At 60.0% G+C, this 14,978-nt stretch carries 15 protein-coding genes; 8 read left to right on the top strand and 7 right to left on the bottom strand.

Translation table 11 applies throughout. From position 1 onward, the window contains the following. Positions 1-37: 37 nt before the first annotated feature. On the bottom strand, positions 38-823 hold the full coding sequence (locus WBP06_RS20395; protein ID WP_395336689.1) for a response regulator transcription factor: 786 nt from the start codon (positions 821-823) through the stop codon (positions 38-40). Between WBP06_RS20395 and WBP06_RS20390 the strand changes: the two genes are divergently transcribed. Then, positions 822-1,166 (top strand): DUF1476 domain-containing protein, encoded by a 345-nt coding sequence (locus tag WBP06_RS20390; RefSeq protein ID WP_395336687.1) that lies wholly within the window; start codon positions 822-824, stop codon positions 1,164-1,166. The genes WBP06_RS20395 and WBP06_RS20390 overlap by 2 nt on opposite strands. 58 nt (positions 1,167-1,224) lie before the next feature. Here the strand turns inward: WBP06_RS20390 and WBP06_RS20385 are convergent, their stop codons facing one another. After that, positions 1,225-2,214: a YbhN family protein gene (locus tag WBP06_RS20385; RefSeq protein WP_395336685.1), complete on the bottom strand. Its 990-nt coding sequence runs from the start codon at positions 2,212-2,214 to the stop codon at positions 1,225-1,227. Between the two features lie 329 nt (positions 2,215-2,543). On the opposite strand from WBP06_RS20385, the gene WBP06_RS20380 reads away from it, so the two are divergent. The 5 genes from WBP06_RS20380 to WBP06_RS20360 all read left to right on the top strand — a co-directional run bounded on the left by WBP06_RS20380 (position 2,544) and on the right by WBP06_RS20360 (position 8,904). Then, positions 2,544-3,260, top strand: coding sequence for a Bax inhibitor-1 family protein (locus WBP06_RS20380; RefSeq protein ID WP_395336683.1), 717 nt, complete (start codon positions 2,544-2,546; stop codon positions 3,258-3,260). After that, the gene (gene mgtA, locus WBP06_RS20375) at positions 3,257-5,770 is read left to right on the top strand and encodes a magnesium-translocating P-type ATPase (protein WP_395336681.1); all 2,514 of its coding nucleotides are present in this window, start codon (positions 3,257-3,259) and stop codon (positions 5,768-5,770) included. Before WBP06_RS20380 ends, mgtA begins: the two co-directional genes overlap by 4 nt. Positions 5,771-5,909: 139 nt before the next feature. Beyond that, positions 5,910-7,520: an MBL fold metallo-hydrolase gene (locus tag WBP06_RS20370; RefSeq protein ID WP_395336678.1), complete on the top strand. Its 1,611-nt coding sequence runs from the start codon at positions 5,910-5,912 to the stop codon at positions 7,518-7,520. 239 nt (positions 7,521-7,759) lie between these two features. Further along, a complete protein-coding gene (locus WBP06_RS20365) occupies positions 7,760-8,578 on the top strand; it encodes a universal stress protein (RefSeq protein ID WP_395336676.1) in 819 nt (272 codons plus the stop codon). 77 nt (positions 8,579-8,655) lie between these two features. Beyond that, entirely contained in the window at positions 8,656-8,904 is a 249-nt protein-coding gene (locus tag WBP06_RS20360) for a hypothetical protein (protein WP_395336674.1), read from the top strand. A gap of 2 nt (positions 8,905-8,906) precedes the next feature. Here WBP06_RS20360 and WBP06_RS20355 read toward each other — a convergent pair whose 3' ends face one another. From WBP06_RS20355 to WBP06_RS20335, 5 genes are all read right to left on the bottom strand, one after another. Further along, complete coding sequence (locus WBP06_RS20355) at positions 8,907-9,521, bottom strand: class I SAM-dependent methyltransferase (protein ID WP_395336672.1); 615 nt, start codon at positions 9,519-9,521, stop codon at positions 8,907-8,909. Between the two features lie 28 nt (positions 9,522-9,549). Then, positions 9,550-10,194: a tetratricopeptide repeat protein gene (locus WBP06_RS20350; RefSeq protein WP_395336670.1), complete on the bottom strand. Its 645-nt coding sequence runs from the start codon at positions 10,192-10,194 to the stop codon at positions 9,550-9,552. A 32-nt stretch (positions 10,195-10,226) separates the two neighbouring features. After that, a complete protein-coding gene (locus WBP06_RS20345) occupies positions 10,227-10,982 on the bottom strand; it encodes an SDR family NAD(P)-dependent oxidoreductase (protein ID WP_395336668.1) in 756 nt (251 codons plus the stop codon). After that, entirely contained in the window at positions 10,969-12,930 is a 1,962-nt protein-coding gene (locus WBP06_RS20340; protein WP_395336666.1) for an AMP-binding protein, read from the bottom strand. Before WBP06_RS20340 ends, WBP06_RS20345 begins: the two co-directional genes overlap by 14 nt. A gap of 68 nt (positions 12,931-12,998) precedes the next feature. Further along, positions 12,999-13,544, bottom strand: a complete 546-nt coding sequence (locus WBP06_RS20335) for a thermostable hemolysin (RefSeq protein WP_395336664.1) — start codon at positions 13,542-13,544, stop codon at positions 12,999-13,001. A 630-nt stretch (positions 13,545-14,174) separates the two neighbouring features. Between WBP06_RS20335 and WBP06_RS20330 the strand changes: the two genes are divergently transcribed. Next, a complete protein-coding gene (locus WBP06_RS20330) occupies positions 14,175-14,342 on the top strand; it encodes a hypothetical protein (protein WP_395336663.1) in 168 nt (55 codons plus the stop codon). Positions 14,343-14,512: 170 nt separating this feature from the next. Further along, on the top strand, positions 14,513-14,764 hold the full coding sequence (locus WBP06_RS20325; protein ID WP_395336661.1) for a hypothetical protein: 252 nt from the start codon (positions 14,513-14,515) through the stop codon (positions 14,762-14,764). Positions 14,765-14,978 lie beyond the last annotated feature (214 nt).

The following is a 14,978-nucleotide window of genomic DNA, read 5'->3' as shown; positions in this document are numbered from 1 at the left end:
AGCCAATGCCGGGGGGAGTGGCCCTCGGGCTACGCCCTCACGCCACTCCCCCCGGCGTGTAACTCGATGGCCTGGTTTTACGCCGCCCCATGGCCGACTTTTGCTCCGCCGTTGACACCCTCTCGGTCAGCTTGGCAACCTGCCCCCTCGCCCACTGCTGGCGATCGCGTTTCACCTCGCAATCATTCAGCAGCCCAAATGCCTGCGCAACGGCATCCAGGAGCTTTTGGCGATCGCAAGGCTTGACGAGAAAATCGACTGCCCCCGCCTTCATCGCGCAGACCGCCAGATCGATTTCGCCGTGGCCGGTCATGACTACGACCGGAAAATCGAAGCCTTCCGCAGCCATTGTGCGCTGGACTTCGAGGCCATCGATACCCGGCATACGCACATCCATAAGCACGCACGCCGGAACATTCTTATCGGCGTTCCTTAGAAAATCCTGCCCGTCCGACCAATGCTCGACCCGATATCCTGCCGCACGCAGCAAGAAGTCCATGGAGCGTCGAATGCTCGCTTCGTCATCAACTATATGGACGACACTCCCGGACGATTGGATGTCACTCACACTGACCTCCAGAAATGATGTCAGCACCCGCGATAGCCTGCCAGAGGGTTCTCCCTCGGCTGCCACGCTTTTGCAATGATTTCCTAAGAGCCACGCCGTTTCAATGCCCTGGGTCATATACGTAGAGAAATTTTGCGCTCGAAGTCGCATTCTCCCAGAATCGATTCTGCCTTGCACGAAGGCGAGCCTGGTTGGCGTCGCAAAAAAATTCAACGCAAGGGCTTGAAATAATTGAACAATGAGAGGATCTGTCATGATTTTCGAGGATCGGGAGCGCGGAGAGGAAGAGCGGTTCCGCCTTGCTGCTCAGACCCGGTTCCGCGTTGTCGTCCATCGCGATCGCTTGATGGGCTTATGGGCGGCCGAACGAATGGGGCTTTCTCCAGCACAAGCCGAGGATTACGCCGATAAGGTCGTCATTGCCGATCTTGAAAAGCCGGGCGATGAAGATCTGCTTCATAAGGTCTCCTGCGATCTGGCCGCAGCCGGCGTCGATTGCGCGGATACAGAACTCCTAAGGGTACTGACGGCAAAGGAAGCTGAAGCCAGACTGGCTTTCACCGACGCATCCCCGGGAGCGACGCGCAGCGGCGCATAAAAATCGCCAAGATGAGAAATCCCGGAGTCTTTGTTGGAAATCCTGGGATCCTTTCACTTCACTTCCCGGCCCCATGACGATGCCCCAACACTCCGCGCATCAGGACCATACCGGGAACAAGCGGCAGCCAGAGCGTCAGGACGCGAAACATCATCGTGCCTGCAAATGCGGCCTCGAACGGAACTCCAAGCAAGTGGAGAGTCGCGGTCGAAGTGGCCTCGAAAGTCCCCAGCCCCAACGGAATAGGCCCAAGCGTCACAACGATCGACGCCATGATCACGGCAATGAAGCAGGTGGAAAACCCAGGGGAAGTCCCCAGTGCCCTGAGACAAGCGAAAAGCGTACCCGCATCCGCGAGAAAGATCATCGCGTTGCAGAAGGTAACCCGGACTAGCAGCGCATGATTGCGCAACAGATAGTCAGGCGCTTGCGCAACGGTTTCCAGCAGTTTTCGGGCGAAACCGATCTTTTCGACGATTTCGGGCGGCCTCTTGCTTCCCTTGTCCCGAAGCCAAAGCGCAAGGCCGGGAATGGCCACCGCGACGCAAAGAAACACCGTCACCAGGCCGGCCACAATCGGTGTCGCGTGGTCGTGCCGCCACAAGAGAGCGAGCATCACGACCGCGAAGAAAGCGTAGGCTGCGTAAAATCCTATCATCGAGATGAGCAGGGCCGCGACAGCCGCTCCCCGAGCCACCCCGATCCCGCGCAGCTGGTCTACCAGCAGGACGTTGCCGCCCATTCCAGCGCTGGGAAGCACTTGATCTGCGAAAAGTTTCGTAATCGCTATGCGCATCAACTCCGCCAACTTTCGCGGTGTTCCCGCTGCCGCCAGGACTTGCGACCAGCCGAGGGCAAGGCTCGCGTAAGTTGAAATCTGGAAGGCAATCGCAAGCCCGAGCCAACCGGGCCTTGCCTGATGAATCAAGGTTCCGAAGGCCGTGACCTCACCCCAGTGCGCAACCGTACCCACGAGCGCTGCGATGACAACAATCCCGAAGAACCAGCTTCGCCAGGCGCCGGCCGGACGCCCATGTTGATCCGACAAGCGCAGTCTCCCCATTTTTCGAGGCCGAACCGCCGACGATACCACGCCAGCTCAACCACTTCCTTGCCAAGCGCGAGTCGCCACGCTCGCGCACTTTGGCGATCGGAGCATCACCCATAGCGCAAATTCCCGCAGCTTGTGCCGGAGTGTCCGTGAGTTTGCACATCGCGTGTCATGGGCCACGTCACCGTTCCGAGTCGCGACTGACCTGTCAGTTGGGATTTATGACGGGGATGGATGTACCGGCACTGGGAAAGCTACGTACCATAACGGATGCGATGGCTGGCGCCCCGGGCTCAAGAAGGCAATTCAGATTCGGAGTCCAACGCGTGGCTATTCGTTATCTAGACGGCCAGACCAGTTCGCCATTGGAGTGCAGGATCGCTTCCCGCGCCAGGTTCATGAACTCCGTTTTCCTCCAGATGGCGTTCAGCGTAGGCCTTTCAGCTGTCGCAGCCTATTCATTGGTGCGCCTCCCCTCACTCGAGGATGCATTGGTCGGCCCTTCCGGTCTCACGATGGCAGGCTGGATCATTTTCCTGAGCCCGCTTGCGCTGGTTCTCCTGATAGGTGCCGGCGTGAGCCGAATGTCTGGCGGCACCGCACGCGCCTTGCTTGCACTCTACGCAGTCCTCGTGGGGTTTTCGTTGGCAACTGCCCTCTCGGGCATATCCGTCGCTGGCCTGTTTCTTGCCTTCGTTGCCTCTGCCGGTGCCTTCATCGCCTTGGCAATGCTGGGCGGCATGCTTCGGCATGATTTTTCCGGCCTTGGCAACTTTCTCATGATCGCACTGGTGGGGCTCATCGTGGCAATGACTGCCAATCTGATCATCGGCTCAAACGGATTCGACATGATGATCTCGGGCGCGGGAGTTGTGCTGTTCGCGGCGTTAACAGCCTACGATACCCAAAGACTCAAGCGAATGTTCGATAGCCAGATTCATGATCCCGACGATAGTAGCGCCAGCGTCGGTGCCCTTACGCTCTACCTCGATTTCCTAAATCTGTTCCTCTCGCTTCTTCGCTTCACAGGGCGCCGGCGGTGAAGGAGGCTACGGCCGATTTCTGGAAAAGCTCGCTCGAGGAGGTGAAGACCTCACTCGGTGCCGATAATCAAGGCCTGACGAGTGTTGAGGCTTCACGCCGTCTTGCACTGTTCGGCCCGAACAGGATCGCCCAGGCCAGACGAAAAAGCATGGTGCGCGATCTTGCTCGCCGACTGTCCAATCCCCTGGTCGCGATCCTGCTGGTAGCCTCGGCAATCGCCGGCTTCACCGGCGATATGGCCAGTTTCATCATTATCGTCACAGTCGTGTTCTTGTCGACCGGTCTGGATCTCGTCCAGGAACGCCGTGCAGAAGCGACTGCGGAGGCGCTGAAACGCTCGATTGCGCTCAGGGCCAGCGTTTTCAGAGACGGCAAAAGGACCGAACTGCCGGTCGAGGATCTGGTCCCGGGCGACGTCGTTTCGCTTACCGCAGGCGATCTTGTACCGGCCGATGGCATTGTCATCACTGCCAACTCCCTTCAAGTCAATCAGGCCGCGCTAACCGGTGAACCATATCCGGTATCCAAGGAAGCGACGGCCAGCCAAGCGGACGACATCGGCTCGGCGACCAATGCCGTGTTGCACGGCAGTTCAGTGATCGCAGGCTCTGCAACGATGCTCGTTGCGACCACAGGATCCAAAACGCAGTTCGGCCAGATCGCCGGATCACTTGCCGACAACCAACCGCCCACTGCATTCGAGCGCGGCCTCCATAGGCTGGGAATCGTAATCGTTCGGCTGACGGTATTTCTGGTCCTGTTCGTCCTGCTCACACACCTCGCTCTCGGCCGGCCACCGCTGGAATCGTTTTTGTTCGCAATGGCGCTTGCAGTCGGTCTGACACCAGAGCTTCTGCCGATGATCGTCACCGTGGCGCTCGCCCGAGGCGCCTTGCGCATGGCGAAAGCCAAAGTGGTGGTAAAGCGCCTTTCGGCGATTCACGATCTTGGCGAAATGGATGTCCTGTGCACCGACAAGACCGGAACCTTGACCCGAGCCCAGATCGCCATGGTGGCCCACCCAGGGATAGACGGACAGGACAGCGAACGCGTAGCCGAATTGGCCGCCGTCAATGCCCGTTTTGAAACCGGCCTCAAGAGCCCTCTCGACGATGCGTTACTGACCCACCTTGCAACGTATCCCTTCGATGGCTGGAGTAAGCTCGACGAGCGCCCCTTCGATTTCGAGCGCCGCAGGGTCTCGGTCCTTGCAGAGAGAGAGGGCTGCCGGATCGAGATCGTGAAAGGCGCACCGGAAACCATCCTCGCTCTGTGCACGCAGGCCGAAAATCCCGATGGAACGCTCGTTCCGATGGACGCAAAACTTGTGGAGGCCATCAAAGGTTTTCACGACAACAATGCCGCGCAAGGGTTGCGCATGCTGGGAGTGGCATGGAAGCCCGCAGCAAACCGTGAGCATATTGAGAGCGATGATGATGCAGGCCTCATTTTCGCAGGCCTTTGTGTCTTCATCGATCCCCCAAAGGAAAGCGCAACAAGCGCGATCACCAGACTTGTCTCGGCGGGGATACGTATAAAGATAATATCGGGGGACGCGGGTGTTGTGATCGACCATCTGGTGGCTCAATTGCGCTTGCCGGTATCCGGCATGCTCACCGGTGCCGAAATTGCAGGCCTCTCCGACGATGCGCTGGCCGCTCGCGTAGATGCTGTCGATCTCTACGCCAGGGTCGCTCCTGACCAGAAGCTGAGGATCGTGCGGGCATTGCAGTCGCGAGGGCATACTGTCGGGTTTGTTGGAGACGGCATCAACGATGCACCCGCCATTCGGGCTGGTGATATTGGTCTTTCCGTGGACGACGCCACCGATGTGGCGCGCGAAGCTGCCGATATGATCCTGCTTGATCAGGACCTCAATGTGCTGGCGGACGGGGTCGCCGAAGGGAGACGCACGTACGCAAACATCATGAAATACATTCGGATGGGCACCAGTTCCAACTTCGGAAACATGCTGACAATGGCGCTTGCCTCGGTATTCCTGCCCTTTCTGCCGCTGACAGCGGTGCAGGTTCTGCTCAACAACATGCTCTACGACTTGTCCCAGGTCGGCATCCCGTTTGACCGCGCCGACCCTGCGGACCTCGCCGAGCCGCATGGTTGGGATATGCGGGCGCTTGTGCGCTTCACTTTCATCATGGGGCCTCTGTCGTCTGTGTTCGATATCGCAACGATGGCTGCGCTCGTCCGATTGTTCCATGTCGATGTGCCGGATTTCCGTGCGGCTTGGTTCGTCGAGTCGATGGCAACGCAGATCCTGGTGGTATTCATCATCCGCACCAGGCAGCGGTTCTGGCAGAGCCGGCCCGATCCGGCTCTCATCATTTCAGCCAGTGCGTGCCTCTGTCTGGCGCTCACCCTACCATATCTGTCCTTTTCCGCACTGGTCGGATTCGAAGCACCGAGAGAAGCGGTGATGGCCCTCATTGCCGGGCTCGTTGGGATTTATCTCGTCTCTGCCGAGATATTGAAAAAGGACGCGATGAGATAGGAAACAATGTTCAGAACACCCAGTTTTGTTGAAACCAGATGACAGCCGAGCAGGCTCCGCTTGTACGCGTTCTGCCAATACGATTTCTGGCGCATTCCCGATCAACTCAGCTCTCAGGCAATGGGAAGAGGAGGTCTCGATGACCCGCAAACTTACACTCACGTTTAACGGGGCCGCACGGACCGTCACCGGCTCGTGCCATCTCTTTGATCTGGGAGGTCGGCGCCTCCTCGTCGATTGCGGATTATTCCAGGGTTCTCGAACGCTCGAGGGCCTCAACGCGGCGCCGCTTCCTTTCAAGCCCAAGGAGATCGATGCTGTCATCCTCACGCACGCGCACATAGACCACTCCGGTCTCCTGCCGAGGCTGGTTGCCGAAGGATTTACCGGGCCCATCTGGTGCACGGGCCCGACCGCCGACTTGCTCGAATTTATGCTCGCAGATGCCGGTCGCATTCAGGAAGCGGATACTGCGAGGCGCAACCACCGCCGCGACAGGGCAGGCGAAACGCCATTTCAGCCGCTCTACACGGAGGCCGACGGTCTTGCCGCGTGGAGCCAATGCCGAGCCGTTGAGTTGGAGACGCCATTTAGCCCTGCTCCAGGATTCAAGGCCCGCCTGTGGAACGCCGGCCATATTCTTGGATCAGCCTCGGTGGAGCTCGAGGCGGACGGCGTGCGCGTGCTGTGCTCGGGCGACATTGGGCCAGAGAACAAGGCTTTCCACGCCGATCCCGAAGGCCCATCCGGCTTCGATCATGTGCTTTGCGAAAGCACTTACGGGGACCGCCGACGGGAACCTGTAACCATTCAAGCACGGCGACATTTGCTCGCCGCCGAAATCCGTGCTGCACTCGATCGCGGCGGCAATCTGGTGATCCCGACTTTTGCGCTGGAGCGGACGCAGGAACTGCTGGCCGACATAGTCGCGCTGCTGCGCGAAGGTGCTATTCCGCGTGCCCCCGTGTTCATCGACAGTCCGTTGGCCAGCCAGGCCACGGATGTGTTCCGCCGCCACGCCGCCGAACTGGAAGACATTGCCGGCCCATCCACATTCGACGATCCGCAATTGCACTATGTGGAAAGCGTAGCGGAATCGATCCGTCTCAATTCGGTCAAGGGCGCGATCATCATGGCCGCTTCCGGCATGTGCGAAGCCGGACGCATTCGCCACCACCTGATGCACAACCTCTACCGGCGGGAAGCAACGATCATGTTTGTCGGCTTTCAGGCAGCAGGCACGCTTGGCCGGGTGATTCTCGACGGCGCGAGCCGCGTGCGCATCTCTGGCCAAGATGTAATGGTGCGGGCTGCCGTGCGCCGTATCGATTCCTATTCCGCTCATGCAGACCAGGGCGAACTGCTGGACTGGATCACCGCCCGTGCGCCAGTCCACGGCACCCTGTTCCTTGTTCACGGTGAGGACAGCGCACTGACAACGATGCGCGAATTGGCCGCTACCAGGGTGCCAGACGCGCGAATATGCATCCCCGAAATCGGCGAGCGCTGGGAATTGTCCGCCGGCGTGCCCGCCTGTCGCTTGGAGACAGGCCGCGAGGATGTCGTTCATGCGCTGGGACAGGACTGGCAGAACCATTATGCCCACCTCGTTACGGGATTGAGAAAAGACCTTGCCCGGATCGAAAGCGAAGCCGCACGCGAGGAAGCGATCGCGGCGATGCGCAAAGTGCTCGACGAATATGCAGCGCATCATGAGGCGAAACTTGGAAAGCAGCCAGCGACGTCATAGCAACCGGGACTGGTATCCTCTCGAAGCACGCCTCTGGTCTCCCGCTATCGCTCATCGGAGCTCTACAATGCGGACGAAATTGCAAACATGATCCACTAGCTGCGGCATCTCTGCTCGGCCCGGCGAAAACTGTAGCGTTCATGAAGCGCCGTATATCCCCGTCGCACCCGTAACATTGCTGATTTGCCTCATGCACCATGACGATAGTGTCACCCCCGGTGCGACCGGAGACGATAGTCATGAAGAACATTCTACTCCCCGTTCACGAAGACTCAGGTCAGGAAGCGCGACTGCTGGCGGCGCTCGCCGTAACCCGCGCGGTGGCCGGCCACCTCATGTGCCTTGATGTCATTGTCCCGCCGACGCCTCTCGGTTTTGGCCTTTTTGGCGATTACCAAGGCGCAGCCTCCATGATTGCCCTCGATAGCCAGCAACGAAGTGCAGCCAGAAATCGTGCGCGGCTCGAACCCCGCCTCGGGTACGAAGACATCGAATGGAGTTGGCAGGAAACCATGGACTTCCCTGCGCACGCGATCAGGCGTGCCGAGATGCTCGCCGACCTCGTCGTCCTTTCGGCACGACTTGACAAGGCCGGTTCCTTTGAATTGAAGCACTTGTGTCAACGATTGGCCGGTAGCACAGGCCGTGCGATCCTTGCCGTTCCGCCGCCGGCAAGAGAACTGAATCTTGCCGGAACCGTTGTGATTGCCTGGAATGGTTCTTCCGAGGTTCAGCGGGCGTTGCGGGAGGCGGTCCCGTTACTCAAGCTCGCCAGCGAGGTTGTTTTGCTCAGCATCGTTGACCCAATGGGGCCATTCGCAGCGAATGACGCTGCGACCTACTTGTCGCGCCATGGCATTCGACCCCAAATATACGCGGCAGACCGTTTGGCGGGAGAACACGTCTGTGAAGTCCTTCTCACGCATGCACAAAACCTCGGAGCATCGTACATCGTATTGGGCGCGTTTCACCATCCGCCAACACTTGAGGCACTTTGGGGCGGCGTAACTCATTCGATGCTAGCCAGTTCAGATATGCCACTGCTCTTGTCGCATTGAGTTGGTTGTCACGGTCGGGCGTGAAAGCCAGCGTCAGCGAGCCAAGACTAGTCTGAAATAGCGGTGCGGGAAGGTACTTGACCTATTCCCCATGGCATTTCTTCAATCTTCGAGATTTGCCGAGCAGGCGGGAAACCGAATATTGCGAGTATCATATCGACAACGAAGACGGCGACGGAAACCGTATGGGGTTGCAAATGAAGCCAACGCTGGCCTTGGGCACAGACCGTCCACCACCCAACCGAGCTGCAAAAGAGCGTGGGGGAGAATCGGCGACCTCGATGTCTTTTCTCTTTCTTGAGCACGGCGGGCTCAAGCGAAAATGAGATCATCCCCAAGCACGAACCAGAAGACCGTCTATCCCGCTACGAAACCTCATTTGCTTGATCTCGACCCGGTCGTTCGCAAACCCGGCCGCGAGGAAAGCGACACCTAACTGCTCGGCATCATAAAGACGATGGAGGCCCCGCTGCGCAAAGGGCCAGCCCTCCATCGTTCGCCGTTCGGTGACGTACGCCACCAGCCGCCCACCTTCACGCAGCAATCTGCGTAAAGAGCGTAACATGGCCTGTTCTGCATCGTCGAAATAGAGCACATTGAGCGCGAGCACCGCGTCCAAAGATGCCGGCGCCAACGGCACTTGCACCAGCGGTGCCACCAGGCACTCGGCTCGGTGTTGGAGGCGGCGACGGGCCACGGCGATCATTGTCGGCGAGAGGTCCACTCCAATCAGCCGGCAATCGGCGCGCCGGGATATTCTCATCATGGCCGCCCCTGTGCCGCATCCGGCATCAAGGATCACTTCGCCATCCGAGGGCGCAAGCCATTCCACGGCAAGGCTCGTAGGGCGCTTGTTTGCGAGGTCCATAACCCGGCCCAGCCAGCGCCCCGAAAGGCCGCTGGGCCGGGCCAGTTGACGGGCGAGCTTATCCGAAAGGCTCACTATTTGGCCCGGCTCTGAGCGAAATGCTTCATGCAGCCTTGGCGAGCAGGGCCTGCACTTCACGGCGCCGCCCTGCATCCCACACCGGGCGCGAGCCATCGTGCGGCGCACGCAGGGCCTTTTGCAGGTAGGCACGGGCTCCGGCCTTGTCTCCCTGCTTGAGCAGGTAATCGCCGTAAAAGTAGTTGGAATCGAGACCATTCGGATCCACGGACAAGGCTTGTTTCAGCAAGCGGCCCGCCTTCGCATCATCACCCCAAGCGAGCGGCGAGCCAGGGACCTTGTAGTAAAGCACGCCGAGACTGAGCGCCGCGCCGCCCTGCGCTGCGCGAGGGTCGATGGAGTAGGCCCGGGCGATCAGGTCTCGCGCCTGGGTGGCGAGACCAAGCTTATGGAAGAAGTTCGCGCGGTTGGCCTGTTCGCTGGTGATGATCCCCTGCCACAGCAGCGGCTCCGCCCGGCCCGGATAGCGCGCGGCGACAGTCGCCGCCTGATGTGCCAGTTGGTCGAGCGCCTTGGTTTGGGTGCTAGAGCCCCGCACTTCGTACGTGATATGGGCCCAACCATCGTTCACCGCCTTCACATCAGATGCCATGTCGGCATGGGCGGCGAAGGGCATTGCTGCGACCACGATTGGGGCGAGCAGGAAGCTCATCACGATATGCTTGCGCATCGGAACGTGTCCTTTCTTTTTTCGGATTTCAGTCAGCCGAATTCGACCCGGGCTTTGCGGATCTGGGCCGCAAGGCCGGTATCGATAAGCCTGGGAGAAATGGCATTGAGTGCGGCGTAAATGGGTTCCAGTGCGCCGATAGTTACGGTCTCCCGTTGCCTGACGATTGCCGCGACAATCCGCCGGGCCACCCATTCCGGCGCGTCCGCTTTCATCCCGGTAAGCGTGAGAAAGCGGTTCACTTCGCCATTGTTGAACGCTGTGCGCGCAGCGCGGGGATTGATGTGGGTTACCGTGACGCCACTGCCCATCAGTTCCCGCCGCAACCCCTGGCTCAGGGCAGCCAGCCCGGCCTTGCTGCTCGAATAGGCGGCAAACCATGGATAAGGTATGGCTCCCAGCACGGAGCCGATATTGACGATCTGACCCGATCCCCTCGTCCGCATGGGCATAGCGACAGCACGAGCCAGCACCGCAGGAACCAGCAGATTGACCCTGTAGCACAGCGACAACGCCTCGATCGGCTGATTCTCATGCAAGCCAAAACGCATGATGCCGGCGATATTGACCAGAATGTCGGGACAATCCGCTGCCACTTGCTCGGCCAGAACCGCTAGCGCGCCTTCGTCGGACAAGTCCGTCACGATCGAGGCATCGCAGTTCGGGCATGGCGCGCGATCAATTCCGGTGACGGTGGCTCCGAGCTCGCGCAGCAGACGCGTCACCGGCATACCGATGCCGCCCGCCGCGCCGGTAATGAGAACATGCTTTCCCTCAAGCCCTGACATGATCGTCCTCCAGTGCAATCGAGGCGAACACGGCGCCAAACAAACCGAACATGTCGCGTGCCATCGTCACGATTGCTGCGCGATCCACCTCGTCATCCAGGCCGTTCACCAGACCGGCGAAGAACGTCATATGGTCTTGATCGAGCGCGCCGTGCGAAGTGAGATAGGTGAAGGCTTCGGGCGGCAGTCCGAGATTGGCAGCAACCGCGCTGGCACCGCGCTGCGCTAGCGCCACGCTCACGCTTTCCAGCACATAGACCATCCCGAAGAAGCTTACCGGATTACCTGCGGAAATGGCGGCATAGGCATGGTCCACCATCGCCGCCGTGGCGGTATTGGCCCTGCCGGCACGCACTGCATCCGCATTCCCGCCCGCAGCTGCGATGTCGGCAAGTATCCACTCCTCGTGGCCGGTCTCCTCGTCGATGTAGCCGTCCAGCGCGCGGACAAGGCGCGGCCGCTTCAACAAGCCGGCCCGAGCTTCGCGCATCAGTGGCACAGTGTGCCGCACATGATGGTAGGCCTGTGTCAGGTAATCGATGTAGGCGCGGCGGGTAATCGTCCCTGCAAGCCCTGCCTTCACTTGCGGAATGGCCAGGAACCGCAGACGATCCCGCCAGGTAAATGCTTCGAGCTCGTCGAAAAACGCAGGCATGCGTGCGAGCCAGACTTGTGCGATCGCCTTGCGCCGAATTCTACCATGGCCGGTCAGGAGACCATTGGTCGGGGTGAATGGCGACACCTCACGCCACGACGCGATGCGCGCATAGGCAGGGAGCGTGGCATTCGCGGCGAAAACGGCCCCCGCCAGATCAGCATCGGGATGTGCGGCAACCAGCAGCGCTTCGGGCTGCGGCTTGCCCTCGCCGTGGACCATCGCCTGAGCCACGCCGCGCTGCGCCAGAAGGACATTCTCCAACCATTCGGGCGAGACATTGCGACCGAAGCTGGTGACGATGAGCGCGGACTTGCGTCCCTCTATCCAAAGCCGCCCTTTATCGTCGATCCGTCCGATATCGCCGGTCGCCAATGGTCCGGAAACGCGCGGCTCGCCGATGGTACCGAGGAAAGCATCCCCCTCCAGGATGATCTCGCCATCTGCCGCTATCGAAGCACGCACGTGGCCGAGCGGTCTTCCCGCCGACCCGGTGACTTCCTCGCTCTCCTCCTCCAGCGAAACTACTGAAGCACATTCCGTCAGGCCGTACCCCTGTCTGACGGGCAATCCCAATGCACTGGCACGACCCAACAGATCGACCGATACCCGCGCCCCTCCCACAGCTACCAGTGTCAGGTCTGGCAACGCTCGGCCGCTCGCTTCCAGTGCTGCCACCAGACCGGCGAGATACTCGGGAACCAGGATCAGCGACGTAATTCGCAACTTCGCTATCTGATCGACCATAAGCCCGAAATCCGGACGGAACGGATCTCCAAGGCCGATGTCGGCCTGCGGCGGACAGACATAAGTGCCACCCGCGATCATCGTCGCGAAATAGCCGGCGACGGTTTCAAGCAGGATGCCCGGTGGCAGTACGGCGCAATGGCGCCCCGCATGGGCATGTCCCACAGTCCCGACAACGGCCCCGGCCACTGCGAGCATATGCGGCGCCGAAAGACAGACTCCTTTGGGCCTCCCGGTTGATCCGGAGGTGAAAGTGACCCGCGCCGTCCCATGGGGCAATGGCGACGGCGCGGGCTGCGGCAAGTGGGCATTTTCGCCCTCCAAACCGCATGCGGATAGCGCATGGTCAATCTGGTCCTGCGTAAAGAACGTCGGCAGCGAAAGAACTGGAACGCCTGCTTCGAGCAGGGCCAGTTCGAGCACGGCCATGTCAACGCCGTGATCCCCTGCCATCACGTAGAGAGAGGTGGCTTGGGGACCTTCGAGAGTTGCAACCTTCGCCGCGACGAGATTGACCAGATCCGCCCAACTGAGCGGCGATGCCACGCAAGGGTCAATCGCGATCGCTTCCGGGGCGCGGACGGCGTGACCGCGCAGGATTTCGAGCAGACCACTCACAGCGCCGCCCTCCGCCGCCGGGCAAAGAAAGCGGAAATCGCCCGTTGCCCTTCCTCGATTATCCCTGCGCAAACCCAGGGATCACAATCGTAATAGCGCCCCCAGATTGCGGGATCGTCGACCCGACAGATCTTGGCTGGTGCCAGAAAGTGCAGGGGAACGCCGATTCTGACGAACATGCTGCGCAACCCCGCGGTCAGCGTCGCCACCGCCACCTCGCACTGCCCGCCTAGATCGTTAGCCACGGCTCCCCACAGCGAGATCAACGACATGGCGTCGTCCGCGGCAAGATTGCCAATCTCCAGAACCGAATCCCTGCGCACATCCTGAGCAAGGACGTCGGAAAGAACCTGCTCGATCGGAGCCTCCAGATAGCGCTCCAAAAACAGTGGCATTTCTCCGGCGCGGCGATAGCCGAGCGCGGCCTTGACCACGCCAGCGCGCGATTTTGCCATCATGTGCTCGTACGTCGGCTTTACGTGTGCCCCATGGGCCGCCAGATACTGGCGACGAACCAGTTCGGCAGGCGCTGTGTCGTTCATCGACCGCTCCTTGGTGTTCGAAATCTAGACGCCAACAGCAATCGCTATCCGCACCTGGAGGTGATTTTTTCCTACGGCTCCGGCGCGGTGCAATTTGATCGACCGCACTGCGGGCTCGACCCAACTGGTTCCAACTGCCGCCATGACCGACAAGCTTACGCTCACCCGCAACGGTACCGCGTACCGTTATCGGTTCCTGCCGTCGCTTCTCGCTGGGCACCCCGCTTCCGGTCGCTTGCGGGATGTTTCCAGGCTCCACTCGCAGGAGGGGCTGGATAACGAGCGATTTCCTTTCGATCGGCAAGCGATGGCTTCCGCCATCCTTACCCATGACCACATCAATCATTTTGGCCTGCATCCCTTGCTTAGTCGCAGAAGTCGCGGAAGGCTCAGCGGCCCGATCTGGCGTACCCGGCCAGCGGCCGACCTACTGAAGTTCATGCTCGCAGATGGGGGGCGCATTCAGGATCCTGGTGCATGGCGTGGATGGATCGCTCAGCGCCATGCGCGACCTTGCTGCCAGCCGGTCCCCGACACGCAGATCGGCCTTCCCGAGACCGGCGAGCGCTGGGAACTGCCCGCCGGCGCTCCCGTACGCAGGCTAGACACCGGGAGGACTTTGTCCGCGCAATGGGTCAGAACTGGCAAGACCAGTATGCCCGCTTCTTTACCGAGCTGAAGGAAGATCTTGCGCGTATCGAGAACCAAGCGTCACTTGACCAGGCGATCGCGGCCATGAACAAGGTGCTGGACGATTACGCCGCGCGCCGGGAAGAGCGACGAACCGGTTCAAAATGACGAACCCTGGCCTGACACGCCCAATTGCGCTTTCGAGGGGGCGCAGCCGCATCCGTGTCTGCCCCCCTCTCCCATTCCGATTGCCGTGACGCGAAACAAGTAGTTAACCTTATGCGCGGACAACGAGATGGCGAACGTGTAATTGCACTCTAAAACTGGCGAGGATCGCGATGAGCAATACAATGCAGAAAACTGCTCAACAGGGGGATGCAGTACTCTTCTTCGCTAATGACTTAACGCTGATCGGTTGCACGGAAGTTCCTCTGGGTGAGGAGCTAGCCAGGGGAGCAATTGATGCGCTCGTTCAACGCGTGCTCGACTCTGATCCCGCTGACATGTGGCGCTATACCATCGTCACTGACGGCAAAATTCTAACCGCATATCAGATTCGGCTTATTGCCGATGCTTTCGGCATCAAATGAACTCGAACCATAAGCACATTCTGCCTCGTCTCATTGCATCGCCCACTGACGGGCGTGAGCCCTCCCTTGTCTTGAACCGGTCAGCAGTTCCCGATCCGAATGTATCGATTCGGCTGCTCGGAGTTTTAGGTTTGTCGCGTTTTCAGAACCATCGGGTGATTGCACCTCATTCAGGAGGGGGCCCAGTTCTATGTGTCGGTACCGGCCCAGTTTT

Source organism: Novosphingobium mississippiense (assembly GCF_044029535.1).
Classification (GTDB): Bacteria; Pseudomonadota; Alphaproteobacteria; order Sphingomonadales; family Sphingomonadaceae; genus Novosphingobium.
The sequence above is the reverse complement of the archived record's forward strand: the minus strand, read 5'-3'. Positions and strand labels throughout refer to the sequence as shown.